The sequence below is a fragment of the Chromatiaceae bacterium genome (genome assembly GCA_016714645.1).
Lineage (GTDB): Bacteria > Pseudomonadota > Gammaproteobacteria > Chromatiales > Chromatiaceae > M0108.
Map to the genome: position 1 here is coordinate 206,061 of JADKCI010000002.1, position 21,497 is coordinate 227,557.

At 66.3% G+C, this 21,497-nt stretch carries 21 protein-coding genes, 1 other RNA gene and 3 pseudogenes; 16 read left to right on the top strand and 9 right to left on the bottom strand.

The window, feature by feature from the left end; genetic code table 11:
• Positions 1 to 360: 360 nt before the first annotated feature.
• The 10 genes and pseudogenes from IPN92_07890 to IPN92_07935 all read left to right on the top strand — a co-directional run bounded on the left by IPN92_07890 (position 361) and on the right by IPN92_07935 (position 7,754).
• The gene (locus tag IPN92_07890) at positions 361 to 510 is read left to right on the top strand and encodes a light-harvesting protein (GenBank protein ID MBK8638205.1); all 150 of its coding nucleotides are present in this window, start codon (positions 361 to 363) and stop codon (positions 508 to 510) included.
• Between the two features lie 46 nt (positions 511 to 556).
• Positions 557 to 739, top strand: coding sequence for a light-harvesting protein (locus IPN92_07895; GenBank protein MBK8638206.1), 183 nt, complete (start codon positions 557 to 559; stop codon positions 737 to 739).
• A gap of 83 nt (positions 740 to 822) precedes the next feature.
• Positions 823 to 1,251, top strand: a complete 429-nt coding sequence (locus IPN92_07900) for a YjbQ family protein (GenBank protein ID MBK8638207.1) — start codon at positions 823 to 825, stop codon at positions 1,249 to 1,251.
• Between the two features lie 3 nt (positions 1,252 to 1,254).
• A pseudogene (locus IPN92_07905) lies at positions 1,255 to 2,591 on the top strand (ribulose 1,5-bisphosphate carboxylase).
• Positions 2,588 to 3,166 (top strand): isopentenyl-diphosphate Delta-isomerase, encoded by a 579-nt coding sequence (gene idi, locus IPN92_07910; GenBank protein MBK8638208.1) that lies wholly within the window; start codon positions 2,588 to 2,590, stop codon positions 3,164 to 3,166. The pseudogene IPN92_07905 and the gene idi overlap by 4 nt, the downstream one beginning before the upstream one ends.
• Before the next feature lie 21 nt (positions 3,167 to 3,187).
• Complete coding sequence (gene gnd / locus IPN92_07915; GenBank protein ID MBK8638209.1) at positions 3,188 to 4,630, top strand: decarboxylating NADP(+)-dependent phosphogluconate dehydrogenase; 1,443 nt, start codon at positions 3,188 to 3,190, stop codon at positions 4,628 to 4,630.
• A complete protein-coding gene (locus IPN92_07920; protein MBK8638210.1) occupies positions 4,623 to 6,107 on the top strand; it encodes a glucose-6-phosphate dehydrogenase in 1,485 nt (494 codons plus the stop codon). The genes gnd and IPN92_07920 overlap by 8 nt, the downstream gene beginning before the upstream one ends.
• An 11-nt stretch (positions 6,108 to 6,118) precedes the next feature.
• Positions 6,119 to 6,793: a 6-phosphogluconolactonase gene (gene pgl / locus IPN92_07925; GenBank protein MBK8638211.1), complete on the top strand. Its 675-nt coding sequence runs from the start codon at positions 6,119 to 6,121 to the stop codon at positions 6,791 to 6,793.
• A 170-nt stretch (positions 6,794 to 6,963) separates the two neighbouring features.
• Positions 6,964 to 7,233 (top strand): DUF1778 domain-containing protein, encoded by a 270-nt coding sequence (locus IPN92_07930; GenBank protein MBK8638212.1) that lies wholly within the window; start codon positions 6,964 to 6,966, stop codon positions 7,231 to 7,233.
• Positions 7,230 to 7,754: pseudogene (locus IPN92_07935) on the top strand (N-acetyltransferase). Before IPN92_07930 ends, IPN92_07935 begins: the two are co-directional and overlap by 4 nt.
• Before the next feature lie 123 nt (positions 7,755 to 7,877).
• Here IPN92_07935 and IPN92_07940 read toward each other — a convergent pair.
• The 7 genes and pseudogenes from IPN92_07940 to IPN92_07970 all read right to left on the bottom strand — a co-directional run bounded on the left by IPN92_07940 (position 7,878) and on the right by IPN92_07970 (position 12,171).
• Entirely contained in the window at positions 7,878 to 8,123 is a 246-nt protein-coding gene (locus IPN92_07940) for a hypothetical protein (GenBank protein ID MBK8638213.1), read from the bottom strand.
• Positions 8,108 to 8,437, bottom strand: coding sequence for a UPF0175 family protein (locus IPN92_07945; protein MBK8638214.1), 330 nt, complete (start codon positions 8,435 to 8,437; stop codon positions 8,108 to 8,110). The genes IPN92_07940 and IPN92_07945 overlap by 16 nt, the downstream gene beginning before the upstream one ends.
• A gap of 552 nt (positions 8,438 to 8,989) precedes the next feature.
• Positions 8,990 to 9,289 (bottom strand): annotated as a pseudogene (locus tag IPN92_07950) (type II toxin-antitoxin system RelE/ParE family toxin).
• Complete coding sequence (locus tag IPN92_07955; GenBank protein MBK8638215.1) at positions 9,286 to 9,576, bottom strand: type II toxin-antitoxin system Phd/YefM family antitoxin; 291 nt, start codon at positions 9,574 to 9,576, stop codon at positions 9,286 to 9,288. Before IPN92_07955 ends, IPN92_07950 begins: the two are co-directional and overlap by 4 nt.
• A gap of 115 nt (positions 9,577 to 9,691) precedes the next feature.
• The gene (locus tag IPN92_07960) at positions 9,692 to 11,290 is read right to left on the bottom strand and encodes a serine hydrolase (protein MBK8638216.1); all 1,599 of its coding nucleotides are present in this window, start codon (positions 11,288 to 11,290) and stop codon (positions 9,692 to 9,694) included.
• A 38-nt stretch (positions 11,291 to 11,328) separates the two neighbouring features.
• Positions 11,329 to 11,523: a hypothetical protein gene (locus IPN92_07965; protein MBK8638217.1), complete on the bottom strand. Its 195-nt coding sequence runs from the start codon at positions 11,521 to 11,523 to the stop codon at positions 11,329 to 11,331.
• Positions 11,524 to 11,547: 24 nt separating this feature from the next.
• Complete coding sequence (locus IPN92_07970) at positions 11,548 to 12,171, bottom strand: arylesterase (protein ID MBK8638218.1); 624 nt, start codon at positions 12,169 to 12,171, stop codon at positions 11,548 to 11,550.
• On the opposite strand from IPN92_07970, the gene IPN92_07975 reads away from it, so the two are divergent.
• Both IPN92_07975 and IPN92_07980 read left to right on the top strand, forming a co-directional pair.
• Entirely contained in the window at positions 12,170 to 12,859 is a 690-nt protein-coding gene (locus IPN92_07975; GenBank protein ID MBK8638219.1) for an ATP-binding cassette domain-containing protein, read from the top strand. The genes IPN92_07970 and IPN92_07975 overlap by 2 nt on opposite strands.
• A complete protein-coding gene (locus IPN92_07980) occupies positions 12,856 to 15,342 on the top strand; it encodes an FtsX-like permease family protein (protein ID MBK8638220.1) in 2,487 nt (828 codons plus the stop codon). Before IPN92_07975 ends, IPN92_07980 begins: the two co-directional genes overlap by 4 nt.
• A gap of 70 nt (positions 15,343 to 15,412) precedes the next feature.
• Here IPN92_07980 and IPN92_07985 read toward each other — a convergent pair whose 3' ends face one another.
• The gene (locus IPN92_07985) at positions 15,413 to 16,450 is read right to left on the bottom strand and encodes a hypothetical protein (protein MBK8638221.1); all 1,038 of its coding nucleotides are present in this window, start codon (positions 16,448 to 16,450) and stop codon (positions 15,413 to 15,415) included.
• Between the two features lie 456 nt (positions 16,451 to 16,906).
• On the opposite strand from IPN92_07985, the gene IPN92_07990 reads away from it, so the two are divergent.
• Together IPN92_07990 and IPN92_07995 are read left to right on the top strand one after the other, a co-directional pair.
• Entirely contained in the window at positions 16,907 to 17,224 is a 318-nt protein-coding gene (locus IPN92_07990) for a zinc ribbon domain-containing protein (protein ID MBK8638222.1), read from the top strand.
• 134 nt (positions 17,225 to 17,358) lie between these two features.
• Positions 17,359 to 17,859, top strand: coding sequence for a TIGR00645 family protein (locus tag IPN92_07995; protein MBK8638223.1), 501 nt, complete (start codon positions 17,359 to 17,361; stop codon positions 17,857 to 17,859).
• Here IPN92_07995 and IPN92_08000 read toward each other — a convergent pair.
• Positions 17,816 to 18,826, bottom strand: a complete 1,011-nt coding sequence (locus tag IPN92_08000; GenBank protein ID MBK8638224.1) for a metallophosphoesterase family protein — start codon at positions 18,824 to 18,826, stop codon at positions 17,816 to 17,818. The genes IPN92_07995 and IPN92_08000 overlap by 44 nt on opposite strands.
• A 250-nt stretch (positions 18,827 to 19,076) precedes the next feature.
• Between IPN92_08000 and ffs the strand changes: the two genes are divergently transcribed.
• Both ffs and dnaX read left to right on the top strand, forming a co-directional pair.
• Positions 19,077 to 19,173: signal recognition particle sRNA small type (ffs, locus tag IPN92_08005), an RNA gene on the top strand.
• A 144-nt stretch (positions 19,174 to 19,317) separates the two neighbouring features.
• Positions 19,318 to 21,465 (top strand): DNA polymerase III subunit gamma/tau, encoded by a 2,148-nt coding sequence (dnaX, locus tag IPN92_08010; protein ID MBK8638225.1) that lies wholly within the window; start codon positions 19,318 to 19,320, stop codon positions 21,463 to 21,465.
• The last annotated feature ends 32 nt before the right edge of the window (positions 21,466 to 21,497 follow it).

Genomic DNA, 21,497 nt, shown 5'->3' on the forward strand with positions numbered 1-21,497 from the left:
GGCACCGGTAATTTCCCCGCCACCAGCACCCGCGGTAGCACCGGCCCCAACGGCGCCCAAGTGAAGGGGATGAACTCGATGCCTGAACCGCCGTGTCCATAGGGCTAAAGCGGGGTCTCGTGGGCATCGAACAGTCAGCAAGTTGTAGCACAAGATAAGGGAATAGCTTGGTTGGAGTTAGGTGGCGTTGGTTGTTTCGAATCCTTGATCCAGCCCACGCCACAAAACGGAAAAGGAATTCATGGCCCGGGTACATTACGGGCGACCTATTACCCTGACCTAGGTCAGAGTACCCTCGCCGCGCGGGGTTAGCGCGGGAACGGCCAATTTGGCTATTTTTTAAATCCGGAGGGTAATCCAATGGCGGAAGAGAAAAAAACCAGTCTGTCCGGACTGACGGAAGAAGAAGCGAAAGAGTTCCACAAAATCTTCGTCTCAAGCTTCCTCGGGTTCACGGCAGTTGCAGTTGTGGCCCACATTCTGGTCTGGGCTTGGCGTCCCTGGCTTTAACCAAAGTCACTAAACCCATACCGATCTTTGTATAGGAGTCCCAAGCATGTACCGTATATGGCAGATCTTTGATCCGCGTAGAACCTTGATTGCGTTGTTCGCATTCCTGTTTACTCTGGCCATTTTGATTCACTTCATTCTGCTCAGCACTTCCAAATACAACTGGGTGGAAGGTCCTGTTGCAGCTCCGGCGGCGGCGCAGATGGCGCCTCTTCCCAAAGGGCAATAACAATAACGCCCGCGGTCAGCGTGGCGGATTCGGGTCGATCGATTTCGGCCCGGACCGCCCCAAGGAAAGGATGCGCGCCGTATATGAAATCCGTACTCAAAAAGGTTCGGTTAGGGACGACTGAACCTATTCAAGTCATGGACATTACTACCCAGATCAAGCAACTCCTTGCCGAGAGTGGGGTTAGTAACGGCCAGCTTACCTTGATATCCAGTCACACCACGGCCTTTGTCAGCCTCAATGAATTCGAGCCGGGGCTGCAACAGGACATGGTTGAATATCTGGACAGGGTTGCCCCGCCTGGGGCTGGCTACCGGCATGATGTCAATCCCGTCGATGGGAGGCTAAATGCCCATTCCCATTTGGCGGGCCTTTTTTTGAATCCCTCCCTGACTATCCCGATCGTCAAGGGTAGGCTCTTGTTAGGGGGCTGGCAGTCGATTCTCTTCATCGAACTTGATGGCCCTCGGGAGACGCGATCCCTTCACGTCCAGATTCTTGGGGTTGATTGAAGGTTGAACGCCGCCGATGTCGAGGGTTTTTTCGCCAATCCGCGCGATTTAGACCCCGAAAGCTATCTCTGGCTTGACTATTACATCGAGTGTGTCGGCGATCCGCGTACCGCGGCCGCCCATTTTTGTAGCGAGCAGTCCACCGCCCAATGGCAGCGTGTCGGCCATTGTGAAGACTTGCGGGCCCGGTTCGCGGCCAAAGTCGTCGATTTGAGTGTGGAGGCCCGGCTGCCGAGCCTGAGCTACCTCCCATCCTTGGCGTGGGGGAGGGCCCTATCCACGCCTGCCGTCTGAAGATTGCCCACCCTCATGGCAATTTTGGGCCCCGGATTCCCAACCTGCTGAGTGCCGTGTGCGGCGAGGGTACCTTTTTCTCCCCGGGCATTCCGATCGTGAAGTTGCTGGATATTGAATTTCCCCACTCCTTTCTCGCCCAGTTTCAGGGGCCTCAATTTGGTATCGAGGGGATCAGGGCGCGCTTGGGGGTGTTTGATCGACCCATCTTCTTTGGCGTGATCAAACCGAACATCGGTCTGCCGCCGGAGGCCTTTGCCGAAGCCGGCTATCGGGGGTGGGTGGGCGGCCTGGATGTGGCCAAGGACGACGAGATGTTGGCGGACATGGACTGGTGCAGCCTGGAGCGCCGTTCCGCGCTGCTGGGTGCCGCGCGGCGGCAGGCCGAGGTAGAGACGGGGCAGTCCAAAATCTACCTGGCCAATATCACGGACGAGGTGGATCGGTTGTGCGATCTCCACGATATCGCCGTCGGCAATGGCGCCAACGCCGTGCTGGTCAATGCCATGCCGCTGGGACTGAGCGCGGTGCGTATGCTGAGACGGCATGCCCGGGTGCCCCTGATCGCCCATTTTCCTTTCACCGCCGCCTTCAGTCGTCTGCCTCATTACGGGGTGCATTCGCGGGTGATTACCAAACTGCAACGGCTGGCGGGTTGCGATGCCATCATCATGCCCGGCTTCGGCTCACGCATGATGACCCCCGAGGCGGAGGTGGTCGACAACGTCGCTGCCTGCCTGGCCGAGATGGGACCCATCAAGCGCTCTCTGCCGGTGCCCGGGGGTAGTGATTGGGCCGGCACCCTGGACATGGTTTATCGCAAGGTCGGGTCCGTGGATTTTGGCTTCGTGCCCGGCCGGGGCGTCTTTGGACACCCCCTGGGGCCCGGTGCCGGGGCCGCCAGCATCCGCCAGGCCTGGGATGCCTGTCGGTTGGGTATCGCCATTGAGCAACATGCGGAGGCAAATCCCGCTTTACGCAGTGCCATCGCGGCCTTCGGCGAGGTGCCGCCGGTTCCCTTGGCCGTCACCGAGCATCAGCCATGAGTCCGGGGGCCCCACCCTTCGCCGAGCCTGTTGGCCTACCGGCCTTTCCAGGACCCGATCGCGAGGAGCGGATCATCCTGGTGGATGGCCGTGATCAGGAATGCGGCACGGGGGGGAAGCTGGAGGTGCACCAGCAGGGTCTGCTGCACCGGGCCTTTTCCATTTTCATTTTCGATACCGAGGAGCGATTGCTGCTCCAGCGCCGGGCGGACGGCAAATATCACTTCGCGCGGCTCTGGTCCAATAGCTGCTGCGGGCATCCCCGCCCCGGCGAGCGGACGGCGGATGCGGCGGCGCGGCGGCTGGAAGAGGAGTTTGGCTTCATAACGCCGCTTGACCAATTTGCCCAAGTCACCTATAAGGCCACTGATCCGGTTTCCCGTCTCGTGGAGCACGAATACCTCCACGTCTTCCGGGGTGTCTATGCCGGAGAGCCGCAGCCGAACCCCGATGAAGTCAGCGCCTGGCGCTGGTTGGCGTTGCCAAGAGTGGGCAAATGCCTGCGGAGATGCCCCCAATCCTTTACACCCTGGTTTGCTCTGCTGTTCCAAAGGGTCTTTGAGGAAACCAGCTAGCGGAAACAACCGGAGTAAGCCATGGGCAAGGCCCACCTAGGACTGATTGGTCTCGCGGTCATGGGCCGCAATCTGGTCATCAACCTCAGCGACCATGGCCATCAGGTGGCCGTTTACAACCGCACCTGGGCGCGGACCCAGGAGTTCCTGACGGGGGAGGGGGCCGGGCGCGGTATCCTGGGTTGCGACTCCCTCGCGGAGTTGGTCGGGGCCCTGCGCTCGCCGCGGCTGGTCATGTTGATGGTGCGCGCGGGCCCCGGGGTCGATGCGGTCATCGATCAGTTGGTGCCGCTGCTGGCGCCCGGTGACGTCATCATCGATGGCGGCAATTCCCATTACCCGGATACGGCGCGCCGCTACGCCCGGCTTGCCGTGGTTGGGTTGCGCTTTCTCGGTATGGGCGTGTCGGGCGGGGAGGAGGGGGCGCGCCACGGGCCCTCCCTCATGCCAGGGGGCGATCCGGAGGCCTGGCCCCTGGTGCGGGATATCTTCCAGTCCATCGCGGCGGTGGCGGAGGGCGAACCCTGCTGCCAGTGGGTGGGCGAGGGCGGTGCCGGACATTACGTCAAGATGGTGCACAACGGCATCGAGTACGGCGATATGCAACTCATCGCCGAGGCCTATCAGCTGCTGCGTCAGGGCCTGGGTCTGAGTACCGACCAGGTCGCGGCGGTGTTCGCGCGCTGGAATCAGGGCCTGCTGGAGTCCTACCTCATCGAGATCACCGCCGCCATCCTCGCCGTCCGCGACCCGGATGGCGTACCGCGTGTCGATCGCATCCTCGACAGCGCGGGCCAGAAGGGCACGGGCCAGTGGACCGCCCTGGATGCCCTGGAGCAGGGTATCCCCCTCACCCTCATTGGCGAGGCGGTCAATGCCCGCTTCCTCTCGGCTCTAACTGACGAGCGCGAGCGCGCGGCTCAGGCCTTTCCGGCCGCACCTCAGGCGGGGGATTTGGATCCCTCCCAGCCCTGGGTCGAGTTCGTCCACGATGCCCTCTACGCCGCCAAGCTGGTGTCCTACGCCCAGGGCTTCATGCTGCTGCGGGCGGCCAGCAACCGCTTCGGCTGGCGGCTCGCCTATGGCGACATTGCCCTCCTCTGGCGGGGTGGTTGCATCATCCGCAGTCGCTTTCTCGGCGATATCAAGCGCGCCTACGACCGTGCCCCCGACCTGGAGAACCTGCTGTTCGACGACTTCTTCGCCGCCGCCATCCGCCGGGCCGAGGCCGGCTGGCGCCGGGCGGTGACCCTGGGTGTCCAGCTTGGCATCCCCTTGCCGGGTTTCGCCGCCGCCCTGAGCTTCTTCGATGGCTACCGCAGTGCGCGCCTGCCGGCCAATCTCCTCCAGGCCCAACGGGATTATTTCGGTGCCCACACCTATGCCCGCCGGGACGCCCCCGCCGTCGAGCGCTTTCATACCGACTGGACCGGCGATCAAGAGGAGCGCCGGATCGATGAGTGACGCCTGCGCCTATGTGATCTTCGGGGCCACCGGCAACCTGGCGACGACCAAGCTGCTCCCCGCTCTATACCACCTCGATCAGGCCGACCGTCTGGGCCCGGGCCTGCGCATCATCTGCTCCGGCCGGCGGCCCCTCACTGCCGAGGCCTGGCTGGCCCAGGTGCGCGAGGCCATCGCCGCCAAGGCGCGGGGTGGCCTTGACGAGACCCTGTTCGCCCGGTTTGCGCGGCGCGTCGAATACTTTCGCGGCGATCTCGAGGACCCGGGGCTCTACCAACGGCTGGGGGAGCGGCTCGCCGAGGTAGGCGCGAGCAAGGTCGCCTGCTACATGTCGATCGGGCCGGACCAGTATGGCGGCGTGATCAGCCAGCTGGGCGAGGCGGGCCTGCTGAGCGAGGAACGCGGCTGGCGCCGGGTCGTCATCGAAAAACCCTTTGGCCATGACCTCTCCAGCGCCGCCGACCTGCAGCGCCGCCTGGGTCGCTACCTCCAGGAGTACCAGATCTACCGCATCGACCACTACCTGGGCAAGGCGACGGTGCAGAACGTCCTGGTGTTCCGCTTCGCTAATCTCATGTTGGAGCCGGTGTGGAACCGCCATCATATCGATCACGTCCAGATCACCCACTCCGAGACCCTGGGGGTGGGTTCCCGGGCGGGCTTCTACGATGGCACCGGCGCCCTGCGCGACATGATCCAGAGCCACCTGCTGCAGCTCCTCACCCTAGTGGCCATGGAGCCGCCGGTGTCCATGGAGGCCGAGGCCCTGCGCGACGAAAAGGTCAAGGTGCTCAAGTCGGTGCGGCCCCTGGTCAAGTCCGCCGTCCACGCCCAGGCCTTTCGCGCCCAGTACGCCGCCGGTGAAATCGCGGGTAAACCAGTGCTGGCCTATGTCCAGGAGGACCGCGTCGATCCCCGCAGCGTCACGGAGACCTACGCCGCCCTCAAGCTCTACGTGGACAACTGGCGCTGGCGCGGCGTGCCCTTCTACCTGCGCACCGGCAAACGCATGGCCGAAGCCCGCTCCCTGGTGTCGATCTGTTTCCGTCATCCGCCGCTGCAGCTCTTTCGGGGCACCCCGGTCGAATGCATGAATCCCAACTGGATCCTGCTTGGCATTCAGCCCGAGGAATGCCTGCGGGTGCAGCTCACCGCCAAGCAGCCGGGGCTGGAGATGCTCACCCAGCAGATCAGTCTGGACGCCCAATTCCGGGGCGACCCCTCGCAAACGACCGATGCCTACGAGGGCTTGCTGCTAGATGTCATCGAGGGCGACCGCTCCCTCTTTCTGCGTTACGACGAAGTCGAGTCCGCCTGGCGGGTCGTGGAACCGGTGCTGGACGTCTGGGCCATGGAGCGTGACTACATTCCGACCTATCCCGCCGGCAGTTGGGGCCCCAAGGATGCCCGGCGGCTGTTCGACCGCGAGGAACACCGCTGGCGCCAAACCCTGGATCCTGACGAGGTCACGGATTGAATCCGGCCCTGATGGGCTGGCGGGTCTTGGCGGATGCCGATGCCGTGGCGCTGGGGGCGGCGCGACTGATCGCCGAGACGGCCGCCGAGGCTATCGCGCAACGGGGCCGGTTTCGCCTGGTGCTGGCCGGCGGGCGGACTCCCGAGGCGGCCTACCGGCTGCTGGCCCAACAGGGCGCCGACTGGAATCTCTGGGAATTTTACTTTGGCGATGAGCGCTGTCTGCCGGCGGATCACGCCGAGCGCAATAGCCAAATGGCCGAGGGGGCGATCCTGTCCCAGGTCCCGCTGAACAAGCGCAAGGTCCATCCCATCCCGGCGGAGCAGGGGGCCGAGGTGGCGGCGGCCGCTTATGCCCGGATCGTGGCGGCGGCGGTCCCCTTCGACCTGGTGCTTCTCGGCGTCGGCGAGGACGGCCATACCGCCAGTCTTTTTCCGGGACAGCCTCTGAATCCCGAAGCCCTGACGGTGGCGGTCCATGGGGCGCCGAAACTACCCCCCGATCGGGTCAGTCTGGGCCTGGGGGCTCTCCAGAGCAGCCGGTACCTGCTGGTGCTCGCCGCCGGCGCCGGCAAGCGCGAGGCCCTTGAGCGCTGGCAGGCTGGGGAGGAATTGCCTATAACCCGCGTCTGCCATGGCCAGCGGGTCACCGTCCTGTTGGATGAGGCTGCCAACCCGGGGGCCTAACGGAGGATCACATCTCCGGTTGCGGCCGTAACGGACGCCGGACCAATCCCGACGATACCCTAAAGTGCGGTCCCAAGGCCCGCGCGGTCCGTCGGACCCACGCCCCCTTGCAAGGTACTGCATAGCGCTCTACATTGACGACTCTCACCTTCAGCATGGCTATCCGTATCATGGCCAACGCTTCAACTAGCCTCATGGTCCGTCTCGACCCGGACAGCAAGACCTGCGTCGCCCGGGCGGCGGGACTGCGCCACGTGAGCGTCAGCGACTATGTCCGCTCGGTCGTTGTCGCCCAGGCCCGTCGCGAGATCCATGCCGCGGAGCAGCAGGTCATCGTGTTGACACCGGCCGAGCAGCAAGCGTTCTGGCAAGCGCTTCAAGAGCCGCTCGCCCTCACTGCCGCGCAGCAGGCCCTCGGCGCGCTGATACGCGGCGAATGAGCGCCGTCCGTTTCCCGCCTGGATACCGCATCGAACCACTGCGACGGGATCACCAGAGATCGGCGTTTCGCAGTGGCCAGGCTCAGGTCGATGATTGGCTCGCGAGCAAGGGGCTGCAGAATCAGGAGAAGCACCTTTCCGCAACCAAAGTCCTGATCGATCCGGTCTAGACTATCGCGGGGTTCTATACTCTCGCCACGTCTCAGGTCGATTTTGCCGATCTACCGCCGGAACTCATCCGGCGCCTACCGCGCCGCAATCTACCAGTTGCCGTCGTGGCCTGGTTCGGCATTCGAGACTCCGATCAGTGTCACGGCCATGGGCGCTGCCTGCTCGCCCAGGCCCTGAGGGATAGCTACGACGCTGGCCAGACCTTTCCCTTCGTCGCGGTGATCCTCGATTGCATCGATAACGAGGCCCAGAGATTCTACCGGCGTTGGGACTTCCGCCCTCTACCCGGCCATAACAACAAACTCTTTCTGAGCTGGAGCCAGCTCCAAGCCATGGTGACGGGTCGCTGACAGGCGCCGACCCCTTGCAGACCCCAGCGCTTCGCCGGCTGGGGTCCGTAGACGAGTGGTTAGCGGACACAGTCGTCGTGGCCATGAACTACGTGTACTATCCCCGAAATTCGCCTATCTTCGTCACATTTCGGCACCGTGCGAGACAGGGTGGGAAGGTTCGTAATCGACCCATTGCTGGGCCAGGAGCCGCGGCACCTCACGCTCGCGCCCGGTCAGCAGGGCCCGGTCCAATCCCGCCTTGGCGCTGCACTCCTCGAAAACGGCTCGCGGAATCTGAACCTCGTAGAACAGGTTACGCAGGAGCCCCAGGGCTTCGACCCCGGCCAGGGCGATGAGCGGTCCGGCGTCAATCAGGACGCCAGCCATGCAGAGAGGTCTTGCTGTTCGTGGGCGGTGGTTTCGTTAGGTGCGGCGACATCTATTCCGAGCGAGCCCAGATGACGGATAAAATCGGCGAGGGCCAGCCCGCTCATTTTCGACGCCGCGCCGAGTGAGAGAAGGCCGTCGCGCAACAACCCGGCGGCGAGGGCAGGACGGAGGCCCTGTTCAGCTTCGGTAAGGGAGGCGTCAAGATGCAGCAACACCGCGTTGGGCTCGTGCCCCTTGAGGATCAGCTCCGGGGCAAGCTCCGCCTCCCGCAGTGCGCGCGAGGGGCTTTTCTTGAGGTTTTGAACAGGCACAATGGGAACGATAACGGGAAAGGCGACCGCACGGCGGGCTGGGGTCAGGGGGAACCTAGCATCGAAGGAAGGTGATCTGCAAGGGAAAACGCAAGCAATACCCCATTAGTCAAGGCCCACCGGGAATTCCGGGGCCAGTATACCTATTTCGCCCGAATGCTCTGGTTTCGGTGCGAGCCAATCTGGCGCCGGGTCTCCCAGCCCAGCCGGAGCAACGTCGCCAAGTCGCGCTCGGGCTCGGCGGTAGACCACTGGCCCATGCGGCGGCCAAGAGCGAAGAGCCGGTGGCTGGGGCTCCTACTCCCCGTGCTCAAGCCACTTTGCGAGCACCCGAGGGCTCAACACACCCCCGCGATACGTGCGGGCACTGTCGGGACCGGCCAACCCGAGGCAGATGATCGTCGCGGAACTGGGCCCTCTGGTCAACGGCCGCTGCGCCGCAGAGGCCGACGAGGACAGGTCCATCGAGAAGTTGCTCGCGGGACAGGGTGCCATCGCGTAACCTGGGCGCAAGGTCGCCTGATTGGCAGGGCCTGGGGATTCCGGCGCGGGTCATCGGACACGCCGGGTTGGTTCCATCCGCCCATGCAGTACGCGCACGATCTCGATCAGACCTGGCATACCGCCCTGGACTCGAAAGTAGATCACATGGCTCTGTTGCGGATAGCTGTACAGCCCCTTGCCGATGTCCGGCCTACGCTTCCACAGCGACATGTTGTCGCGGAGCCAGTCGAAACGGCCCATCATGGCATCAAGGTACTGATCGGCCTGCTCGTAGTTTCAGCGTTCGGCCGAGTGGACCCAGATCCCCGCGAGATCCGCTTGCGCCTTGGCCGAAAGCCGATAGATCACGTCTTCATAAGGCGCTCGCGGCCAGCGGCCTTGATCCGCTCGGCGAGCCTCGGTAGCTCGTTCGCCGCGAAGTCGGTAGAGGCGCCACGCTCAAGGTCCGCGAGCCCCAGGTGGATTTCCGTGCGCAGTTGCCGGAGTTTGATGTCGTTCAGGTCGTCGTACTCCTCCTTGGAGAGGACGACAGCAACGGCTCGACCGTGGCGCTCGATGACCACGGGCTCGCTCCGGGCCCTGTCCAGCAGTTGGCCGAAGCGTGCCTTGGCGTCGTGGGCGGAGATGTTCTGCATGGGGACTTCCGATAGCTTGGTCCGATTTGGCCAAATTAGGTGAATGTTCCGCGAACTGCAAGCAGCGCAGCAGCGCCCCCGCCGCTTGGGCCGCAGCCCAGGGGGCGCCCGGGGTCTACCGCGTAGCCCCCGCCCTGACTGCCCTGCGCCCGCGGCCCCTGGCGCGATGCCCCGGGCCTACTCGACCGGGGCTATCCCGGCCGGGTTGGCGAAGCGCACCAGGCCGGCCAGGGTGTCGATGCGCAGCTTCATCATGATCCGGGCGCGGATGGCCTGGATCAGGTCGGCGCTGGCCTCGTTCTTCAACACATAGGCCCTGGCTTCGGCCGCCATCATGCGTTGCAGATAATGGGCATCGGCATACATAGAGACGGCGACGATGCAGGTCGCCGGGGCGGCGACGCGGATCGATGCCGCCGCGTCGATGCCGTTCATGCCCGGCATAGCCAGATCGACCACCGCCACGTCGGGCCTGAGCGCGGTGGCCAGGTGCACCGCCTCGGCCCCGTCGGCGGCCTGGGGCCAGGACCTGCCAGCCCGGCTCGCGGGTAATCAGGGACGCCAGCCCTTCGCGGAACAGGGTGTGGTCGTCGCACAGGATCAGGCTGAGGGTCACGGTGGGGCTCGGCGTTACGTGGCGGGGCCCTTGCTTACGCGGGGACCGCGACAGCGCCGGCGGGGGTCCGGCCAGCGTGTAGGTCATCGGGATGCCCCAGCGCGCCTGGGTGCTGGCGGCCAGCCACTCCAGGGCGGCGGGCAGCCCCTTGTGCTCCAGTACCGGCTGGCTCAACCCGAACTGGAGGGTGCGCAGCAGGGTCATCGCCGCTTCGATGAGGTCGTCCGCGGTCCAGACCCGCGTCGGGTCGGCGACGACGCCTTTGACCACGATGCCCGTGTTGGCATAGTCCAGGATGCCCCTGCGCACCCCCGCGAGCTGATCGACGGTGATGCCGGGGATGGCGAGGTACCGGGTAGCGAGGTCCGGCAGGACCTCCCCGATCCTGGACTCGAGCTTCAGCCTGCCCGCGGCGACCTGCTCCAGGACGGCAACGACGGTGGAGGTCTTGGTCACGCTGCCGATGCGGCGGTGATCGTCGATGGTCGCCTTGGCGCCGCCCTTGACCCCCTCGCCGGAGGCCTGCGTGTAGAAGCCCTTGGCCGAGTCCCAGACCCCGATCCACAGGCCCGGCAGGTCCGGGTTCTGGGCCAGCGCGTCCCGCGCCAGCTCGTCGATCACAGCGGCGTCCGCGGCACTCATGGGCGTGGCGGTGAGACTGGGTCCGGAGCGTTGGTACGGCACCCGGACATGGCTAAGGTGACGATCTTGTGGCACCGCCGGGAAACCAGGCGGCAACAGTTTTGAGTCCTCAGCGGGGTGACGCCGAGGGTGCGCGACAGAGCAGCGCCAGTAGCTTGTCCCCGCCAAGAGTCCGGGGAGGGCCATGCCGAGCAGCAAGGGGCGCGCGGACCCGTCATGGGCCAGGCTGACCACCGAGCCGACGGCGGTGCCGAATCCGAAGCGCGCTGCCCCGGAGAAGGCGGATGCAGTGCCCGCTATGCGCGCAAAGAGGGTCATGTAGGCGGCCATGGCGTTGCCGAGCGCCATCCCGACCATCCCCTGGTTGAGGAGTGTCGCCAGCACGATCGCCCAGAGAGGCGGCATCCCCAGCAGGGCGAGAGCAAGCAGCACCAGGGCGGCCGGCATCTGCACCATGAGACCAAGGCGCCGGAGGCGCGCCGCCCCCAGGCGCGTCACCAGGCGGGTGTTGATCGCTTCGTGACCTTGGCCGCCGCCACGTTGGCGCCGAACAAGACCCCGAACCAGGAGGTCGGCACCTGGTGCAGCACGATGTAGACATAGGGAGAGGCGACGATGAAGGACATCATGCTGGCTAAGGTGCCGGCGCCGGTAAGTAGATAGCCTATGCCGAGCCGATGGCGCAGCAATCCCCGGTAATCCCGGGGGGTGGTTTACAGCAGCGGTTCCAACACCGGCCAGACATTGGCGAGGATCCGGGGTTGGGCCTGGGCGGTGGGATGCAGGCCATCGGCCTGCATGAGGCTACGATCCTCGGCGATGCCGGCGAGGAAATCCGGGACCAGGGGCACCCCTTCGGCCTGGGCGACCTCCTGGAACAAAGCTTGAAAGACGTCGTTGTAGGCCGCACCGTAGTTGGGCGGCAGGCGGATGGCGCTCAACAGGACCTGGGCGCCACTCTCCCGCCCAGCCCGTATGATCGCCGTCAGATTATCCCGGATGACCCCGAACCCCAGCCCGCGCAGCCCGTCGTTGGCCCCCAGTTCGATCACCAGCAGGGCGGGCTGGTGCTGGACCAGGAGGGCCGGGAGTCGGGTCCGCCCCCCGGCGGTGGTCTCCCCCGAGATGCTGGCGTTGACGACGCGGTATGGAAGACCCCGTTCCCGGAGGCGCTCCTCCAGGAGCCACACCCAACCTTGCCTGGGGTCCAGGCCATAACCGGCGCTCAGGCTATCGCCGAGCACCAGGATGACTGGGGCCGGGGACGCGGGGGTCGGCTCCTCCCCCAAGGCCAGGGCGGGCAACCACAAACCAATCAGTAGGAGTAGAGGCATCATGTCAGCACCCGCGGCGGCGGCCGTTTCCAGGGCGGTGGGATTGGCCAAACATGTTACAGGCCCAGCCGGCGTCTTGACCATCCTGGAAGGGCTCGACCTGGACATCCAGGCCGGGGAAGCCGTGGCCATCCTCGGTGCCTCGGGGTCCGGCAAGTCCACCCTGCTGGGGCTCCTGGCCGGCCTCGACAATGCCTCCGCCGGTTCCGTCTGGCTCTGTGGCCAGTCCCTGGATACCCTGGACGAGGATGGCCGCGCCGCCCTGCGCGGGGGCCGGGTCGGCTTCGTCTTCCAGAACTTCCAGCTCCTGCCGACCCTCACCGCGCGGGAAAACGTCTTGCTGCCCCTGGAGTTGACCGGGGCGGCGGATGCCCCCCGCCGCGCCGACGAGGCCTTGGAGCGCGTCGGACTCACCCCCCGGGCCCGCCATTACCCCCGGCAACTCTCGGGTGGTGAACAGCAGCGCGTCGCCATCGCCCGCGCCTATGCCCCCCGCCCCCAGGTGCTCTTCGCCGACGAACCCACCGGCAACCTGGATCAGGTCACCGGCGACCAGATCATCGACCTGCTGCTGGACCTGCGCCGCCAGGCCGGGGCCGCCCTGGTGCTGGTCACCCACGACCCCCGGCTCGCCACCCTTTGCGACCGCCGGCTACGCATGACCGCCGGCCATCTGGAGCCCGCCCCATGATGACCTGGCGTATTGCCCTGCGACTGCTGCGCCAGGATGGACGCAGTGGCGAACTCCATCTGCTCGCCGCGGCCCTGATCCTGACGGTCGCCGCCATCACCGCCGTGGGTTTCTTCACGGACCGGGTCGAACAGGCCATGACCCGCCAGGGCGGCGACCTCATCGCCGCCGATCTCCTCCTGGAGTCATCCACGCCCCTGCCGGCCACCTATCGTCAGCGGGCGGAGGCGCTGGGCCTCGCCACGTCCCAAATAATCGCCTTTCGCAGTATCGTCATGGGCGAGCAGGGGCCGCAGCTCGTGGAGGTCAAGGCCGTGGAGCCCGGCTACCCCCTGCGCGGGCGGCTCAAGGTGCGCGATGGCTTCGACGCCCCCGAGCGGGCCGTCACGGCGGGACCGCCCCCGGGCCAGGTCTGGGTCGAATCCCGGCTGCTGCTGCTCCTGGACGCCGACCTGGGCGCGGAGGTTGGGCTGGGGGCCGCGCGCCTGCCCCTGGGCGCCATCCTGGGGGAGGAGCCCGATCGCGGCGGCGCCCTCTTCGCCCTGGCCCCCCGGGTCATGATGAACCTCGCCGACCTACCGGCCACGGGCCTCGTCTCCGAGGCCAGCCGCGCGGAGCATCGCCTGCTGGTGGCCGGGGACGCGCGTGCCCTGGAGCGCTTCAAGCGGGAGCTTGAGCCCCTGCCAGCCCATCTGCGCCTGGTGGACAGTGCCAGCGCCCGCCCTGAATTTGCCTCCGCCGTGGAGCGTGCCGGGCGCTTCCTGCGCCTGGCGACCCTGGTCACCCTTCTCGTCGCCGGGGCGGCCATCGCCCTGGCTAGCCATCGCTTCGTCGAGCGCCAGATCGATGCCGTGGCCATCCTGCGTTGCCTCGGGGCGCCGCATCACCTGCTGCGGCGGGTCTTTCTGCTGCGGCTGGTCCTGTTCGGGCTCCTGGCTAGTCTGGCGGGCTGTCTCCTGGGGTGGCTGGGCCAAGTGGGGCTGATGGCCCTGCTGGCCGACTGGTTCCCCGCCGACCTCCCGCCACCTTCCCTAACTCCAGTGCTCGCCGGCATCACCACGGGGTTGATCGCCCTCCTGGGCTTTGCCCTGCCGCCTTTGCTGCAATTGGCCAAGGTCACGCCCCTGCGGGCCTTGCGCCGCGACTTGGGACCGCCCCGGGGTTCCACCCTGCTCGCCGTGGCGGCCGCCGTTCTGGCCATCGCTCTTCTTATTCTCTGGCAGGCCGGTGATCCCCGGCTCGCCGGTCTGCTGCTGGCGGGGGTGGTGGGGGCGGTCGCCAGCCTGGCCGTGAGTGTGCTGGTCCTGGTGCGGCTCGCGGCGGGACTCGCCGGGCGTGCCCGGGGCGTCTGGCGCCTGGGTCTGGCGGGCTTCACCCGCCGCCCTGGCGGGGCCGTCCTCCATATCACCGGCCTGGGCCTGGGCATCCTGGCCCTGCTCCTGCTGGCGGTGGTGCGCGTCGATCTGCTGCGGGCCTGGCAGGAGCGGCTGCCGGCGGGGGCCCCCAATCACTTTCTGATCAACGTCCAGCCCCATGACGTGGCGCCCCTCAAGGACTTTCTGGGCGAGGCGGGCATTGGTCCGGTGGCGCTGTATCCCATGATCCGGGGCCGGCTGGTGGCCATCCAGGGGCATGCGGTGGAGCCCTCCGCCTATGCCAATCCCCGCGCCCAGCAACTGGCCGCGCGGGAGTTCAATCTGAGCCAGAGCCTCGCCTTGCCGTCCGATAACCAGTTGGTCGCCGGCGACTGGTGGGCGGGTGCCGAGGCGCCGCCGCAGTTTTCGGTGGAGGAGGGGCTCGCCGAGACCCTCGGCATCCGTCTGGGCGACGAAATCACCTTCCTCATCTCCGGCCGCGAGCTCAGCGCCCCGGTCACCAGTCTGCGCAAGGTCCAGTGGGATAGCTTCAACGTCAATTTCTTCGTGGTCTCATCGCCCGCCCTGCTGGGGGGGGAGGCCGCTACCTTCATCACCAGCTTCCACCTGTCCCAGGAGCAGGAGACCCTGATTCCAGATTTGGTGCGGCGTTTCCCGAGTGTCACCCTGCTCGACGTGAATGCCATCCTCAATCAGGTACGCCAGGTCGTCGAACGCGGGGTGTTGGCGGTGGAGTATGTCTTTCTCTTCACCCTGGCCGCCGGGCTCCTGGTCATGTTTGCCGGCATCCAGGCCAGTCTCGAGGAGCGCCGCCTCGAACATGGCATTCTGCGCACCCTGGGGGCCGGCCGCCGGGCCCTGCTGACCAGTCTCGCCGTGGAGTTCACGGCCTCCGGCATCCTGGCCGGCATTCTGGCCTCCCTCTTCGCCGAGGTGACCGGCTGGCTCCTGGCGGAACACCTCTTCGGCCTGGAGTTCAGTTTCAACCCCCGGCTCTGGCTTGTGGGCGTCCTGGGCTCCGGCCTCTTTATCGGCCTGGCGGGAACCCTGGCAACTTACCCTTTGCTGATCCGGCCGCCCCTGAAGACCCTCCGCGCCGCGACCTAAGGCCGGTAACCGCTGGTTAGAGCCATCGGTTACGGGTAGTGCTACTCGCTGCTGTTACTCCGGGTGTTCATCAATGCGTCCACTGGAAGGAGGCGGTGGCGGCGCCATAACCGGGAACCTTCATGGTCCGCTGATGTTTTGTGCCGCCGTAATCCAGAGTCACGAGATACTCACCCTGGGGGACCTTGGCAAAGAAGAGGGGCCCCGTCGCCTCGGCCTCCAGCAGGGTCCTGTGGCTGGAGGCTTCCTGGACGCGGACGCCAATGGCCAGGGGCTTGTGATCCGCGCCAGTGACCGTGAAGACAAGCCGCAGATTGTAGGGCTCCTGGCTGGCCTCCAGGCGCGCCTTCTCCTCGGGGTCGCCTCCGCCGCTGAGGTAGGGGATACCGCCGCGGCTCATGAGGGGCCGCATGGGCGGGATCGCCGCGGAGGCCTGGCCCGGCGCGGATTGGATGCCCCAATCGCTGGTTCCCGCCTCGGGAAGGGCGCTCAGGGGTCCGGCCCAGTAGATGTTCTCGACCGTCGCCCCCTGGGGCGTAATTCTGATATGGCGCGTCTGGATCTGGCCCTGGTTGTCAAGGGTTAGGACATAGGGGCCAGGGGGTAACTGGGCGTAGAACCAGGGGCCATTGGAGGTGGCGTCAAGCAGGGTCGCGCCCCTGGGGTCCTGGACCCTCACCTTGACGGCGGACAAATAACTGCCCGAGCCGCTGACCGCGAACAGGAGCCTCAGATTGTATTGGGATTTGGCCGCTTCCATGCGGGCGCGCTCGTCATAGCCGACCCCACCACTGATATAGGGCACGCTGGAGGCCCCGCCGGGGGCGGGCGCCGCTACGGCCATCTCGGTCGGTACGGGGGCGTAAAGGGGGGCGGCGGGCTGGGCCGGGGCAGTACCGGGGGCCGGGGCAATGACCCACTCCGCCCGGTTGACGCCAGCGGTCTCGCCTTCGCGGATGGCCTGCTCCAGTTCGCGCTCATCCAGGGTCGGCGCGACCGATGGGTCAGGGATGGTACTGACGGGCGATGGCTGAGCGCTGACCGCGGTTCCGCCCAGACCCACCAGCATCACGAGTGGGATCAGGCTGGCTTGAATGGCATTTTTCATGGCGATCTCCAGAGCAATTGAAGGGAAAGAACTGGTTTTTGTAGGCTTTAAAGGTCTCAATAACCAGCGCCGATAGCGCCTCGGGGCTCACAGGAGGGCCGGGTGGGGGCTGGCGGGGGTGTCGGCAGCAGGGATGCTATCGCCAAGCCTACAGGGACCTATTCACGGCGTCCCCCGCCAGACACCACCCGGCCCGGGAGAGCGAAAACTCAGCAGTGCTGGGCACAAATCATAGTCGAGGGATTGGGTCCCGCCAACTGCCGAGGAGGACCAGCCCGAGCGGTTGCCTGTCTTCGAGGGCAGCGGCCACCGCTTCGTGTATGGGGCTGAGGGTTGCTTTTGCAAAGCCCCCGGCGGGCGTCGGGGAGCGGTGGATCCAGATGACTGCTTGAATTTCTGGCCAGAACCCCTAACATCCGCGCGTCCCTAGCACTTGGCGATGTACGAGGATTTAACATGCCATTCTACGAATACCGCTGCGAACACTGTGGCCACGCGATGGAAGCCCTGCAAAAGCTCAGTGATGCCCCCCTGGTCAATTGCCCCGCCTGCGGTCAGCCCGCCCTCAAGAAGCTGATATCCGCGGCGGGCTTCCGCCTCAAGGGTGGCGGCTGGTACGAGACCGATTTCAAAAAGAGCGGCAAGAAGAACCTGCACGACTCGGGCGGCAAGGAGTCGAGTGGCGGTGCCGAGTCCAAGAGCCCGGCGAGCAAGTCCGAGACCTCCTCCGACTCGGCTCCCAAGAAGGCGCCGGAGAAGAAGGCCGCCGATTAAGCCGCCTCCAGGATGCCGGTCGGGCCCTGCACGCTGGCCTTGACAGGCTTCGCGGCCCGCCTCCCGGCACTTCCCCATCAACTCCATCGAAAGCCCGGATGGGCGTTCCCCCTAACCCAACAGGTAGTAAGCCCATGTTTGAACGCTGGATTGAAAAATCCCTCTTCGCCAGCCGCTGGATCCTCGCCCCCATTTACCTCGGCCTGACCATTGCCATGCTGGCAGTCGGCGTCAAGTTTTTCCAGGAGGCCTTTCACGTACTCTTCTACGTCTGGACCATGTCGGAAGCGGATATGGTGCTGGCGGTGCTGGCCATGATCGACATGGTGCTGGTCGCCAGCCTGGTGGTTATGGTCATGCTCTCGGGTTACGAAAATTTCGTCTCCCAGATCGAACTGGCCGACGAGGGCAAAAAACTCGACTGGCTCGGCAAACTGGATGCCACCGCCCTCAAGCTCAAGGTCTCGGCTTCCATCGTCGCCATCTCCTCCATCCATCTGCTGCAAATCTTCATGAATGCCCAGCAGACCCCGAATGACAAGATTCTCTGGTACGTCATCCTGCATTTGACCTTTGTCGTCTCCTCCGTCCTCATGGCGGTGATGGATCGGATTGGCGGTCACCGCGCCCACTGATCTCATCCCCCTCCAGCCGATGCACCGTGATCTCCGGCTGGCAGTTGAAGCGGACGGGGACCACGCAGGAACCCGCGCCGACGGAGGTATAGCCCTGCATCTCGCCCCACCGCCAGGGGCCTCGGCCCAGGTGGCGGGGACAATGGGCGTTGTAGGTCAGCGGAATACCCCCGGGCAGACAGATCTGGCCGCCGTGGGTATGTCCGCAGAGCATCAGCTTGAAGCCGGCATGGGCGGCGTGGCGGTAGATCTCCGGTGAGTGGCTGAGCAGGATGGCCACGGCCCCCGGGGGGATGTCGTCTGCGGCCTTTTCCAGGTTGTCGGCCTGGTAGTAATGGGGGTCGTCGATGCCCGCCAGATAGAGGCAGGTCCCCTCCCGCTCCAGGGGCAGGGATTCATTGAGCAGGACCCGCACCTCCAGGGCCTCCAGGCCTGGTACCATTTCGATGAAATCGTGGTTACCCAGGACCCCATAGACCGGGCCCGTCAGGTGAGGCCTCAGCCGCTCCAGGGCGGTGATCGCGGGCTGGCAGTCGCCGTGGGTGCGGGCGCGGAAATCCCCGGTGATGACGCACAGGTCGTGGGGGGTCGCCGCCACGCGGCTGATCAAGGCCGCCTGGATCTCCGGGTCCATGTCGAGATGGATATCGCTCAGATGCAGCAGGCGCAGGCCATAAAAAGGCCTGGGCAGGCCCGGAATCCTCACCCGATTGCTCCGGACCTGGATATCCGCCGCGTTGCGTCGGCCCCGGCCGTAGAGGCCGGTCAGTTGCAGGGCCAGGCGCATCAGGCTGTGAATGGAGTACCAGTTCTCGATGTGGAAGAAGTTACGCCCCCGGCCGAAGATCTGGTCCACATGATCACGCTGGATGCCCTGGCGTAGCCAGAGATGCAGGCGGCCCACTCGCTGATTAAGCTGGTTTTGGGTCTCCGGAGAGGGTTCGGGGTAGCGTTGTTGCGGCGTCATGGTGGCTAGGGTCTTGGGCGGGTCTGAAGGGCAAGCGGGCGAGAGGGGCGGCGGGATTGCAATGGCCGTCAGCCCATGCCTTAATTCTAGATGAGGATCCGCCTGGTCAGGGTCCTGTTCGCGGTGGCCGGGACCCTGGGCGGGCGGCGCCTTTTGCCCTCTGTCGCTACCGCCGCTTGTCTTCCTCCTCGGGCTTTGTTAGTTTGTCTGTCCGCCCAGGCTCGTGCCAGGGCGGATTCGATGGCGGACCCGTCGGTCCCCTCGCAACGCGAAACCGTGAACCCGGTCAGGCCTGGAAGGGAGCAGCCGCAGCGGTAGATGTGTGTGCCGGGGTGTGGCTGGCGGGGCCCGCCGCCCTCAATCGACCTTCCCGAGCCCGCCTGTCCCCTTGCTTTCCAGGGCCAGCGCCGTCTCCGCGCGTGATCCAGCGCCCGCCATGGGTTAAACTCCCCCATCCTCCATCGCCAACCACCAGCCCTTATTCATCCCGCATGTCCTATCAGGTTCTGGCCCGCAAGTGGCGCCCCCGGTCCTTCGCGGACATGGTCGGACAGGCCCATGTGGTGCGGGCGCTCGGCAATGCCCTGGATCAGGACCGGCTGCATCATGCCTATCTCTTCACCGGCACCCGGGGTGTCGGCAAGACCACGTTGGCGCGGATCCTGGCCAAGGCCCTGAACTGCGAGGCGGGGGTCAGCTCCACGCCCTGCTGTCAGTGTCCCTCCTGCCGGGAGATCGATGAAGGGCGGTTCGTGGACCTGCTGGAGGTGGACGCCGCCTCCCGCACCCGGGTCGATCAGACCCGCGAACTGCTGGACAATGTCCCCTTCGCCCCGGTCAAGGGCCGCTTCAAGGTGTACCTTATCGACGAGGTCCACATGTTTTCCACCAGCAGCTTCAACGCCCTCCTGAAGACGCTGGAGGAGCCGCCGCCCCACGTCAAATTCCTCCTCGCCACCACGGACCCGCAAAAGGTCCCGGTGACTGTCCTGTCGCGCTGCCTGCAGTTCAACCTCAAGCGCCTGGTGCCGGAGGAGATCGGCGCCCAGCTCGCCCACATCCTGACGGTCGAGGGCCTGCCCTACGAGGATCAGGCCCTGGCCCTGCTGGCGCGGGCGGCGGACGGCAGCATGCGCGACGGTCTGAGTCTGCTCGATCAGGCCATTGCCTTCGGCGGCGGCCGGGTGGGGGCCGAGGACATCCGCGCCATGCTCGGCACGGTCGGGCGCGACATGAGCCTGAATCTGCTCTCCGCGCTGGCCAGCCGGGATGGTGCCCGCCTGCTCGAGGAGGTGGGGCGCATCCACGAGTTGACCCCGGACTTTGGGGGCCTTCTGCAAGAACTGCTGGTCTTTCTGCACCGCATCGCCCTCTTCCAGCAGGTGCCGGCGACCCTGGCCGCCGATGACCCGGAACGGGAGACCCTGGAGGCCCTGGCGCGGGTCCTGGCCCCGGAAGACCTCCAGCTTTTTTACCAGATTGCCCTCCTGGGGCAGGCGGACCTGCCCCTGGCCCCGGACCCGCGTACCGGCATGGAGATGGTGCTGCTGCGGATGCTCGCCTTCCGGCCGGTGGACCAGGAGGGCAAGGGTAGCCTAGTCGCGGGCGGCGTCCAGACGCGTCCGGGCGCTCCGTTGCCACCGCGACCGGCGGTGCCGACCGGCGCGGCGGGCTCGGGACCGGCGGGGGAGCAGCGCCTGGATGTGAGTCCTGGCGTTCCCCCCGTTACGGCTACCCCCAGCGCCGAGACGGCGCCTGTTCCCGCTCCCGCTCCAGGTCGCGCCTCCCCGGCGAGCGCCGCCCTGGCGGCGGCCCGTCTGGCGACCACCCTGGACAAGCCTGGTTCGGGCCGGTCCAGAGCCCCGGCACCGGCCCCAGGGACAGTAAGCGCCAGAGCATCCGGCCCGGGCGGCGCCGCCCCCACCTCAGGAGTAGCGACGGCCCCGGCCCCCGCGCCAGTAGCCATCAGCGCCACAGGCTCTGGCGTCGCCCTCCAGGCCCAGCGACCCGGGGTGGCCTTGGCCGCGCCTAAATCCGTCCCGACCCGCCCCCGGTCCGCGCCGGTCATGGACCCGGTGCCCGCGGAGGATGGCCCGCCGCCGGATCTCTGGGCGGATTGGGACGCGGCTGTCGTGGCGCCAGCCGTGGCGGTTGGTGGCCAGCCAGCCCCCACCGCCCCGCTCGCGCCAGTCGCAACCTCCGGCCTGGCCCCCAACACCAGCCCGCCCGCCAGCGCCCCCGCCGCTCCCCGTCTTGAGGACAAGGAGCACTGGCACGCCCTGGTAGCGGCGCTCGATCTGGGTGGCCTGGCGAGCGAACTGGCGCGCAATTGCGAACTGGTGGATTGGGATGGCCAGCGCTTGCGACTCATCCTGGATCAGGCCTCCGAGCGGCTGCGGGTGGAAACCACCGAACAGCGCCTGCGCTCGGCCTTGGCGGCGGTCCTGGGCGAGGGGTTGCGTCTGGAGATCCAGGTCGCGCGGCCCGAGGGCGAGACGCCCTCCCAACGGCGCGACCGCGCGCGGCGGGACCGCCAGCGGTCGGCGGAGGAGGCCATGGCCCATGACCCGATCGCCGCCGCCTTGCGCGACACTCTGGGCGCCCGCCTCATGCCCGGCACGGTCCGGCCTCCGGGCTAGGCCGGGGGCCGGGGGCCAAGGGCCAGGTGGGA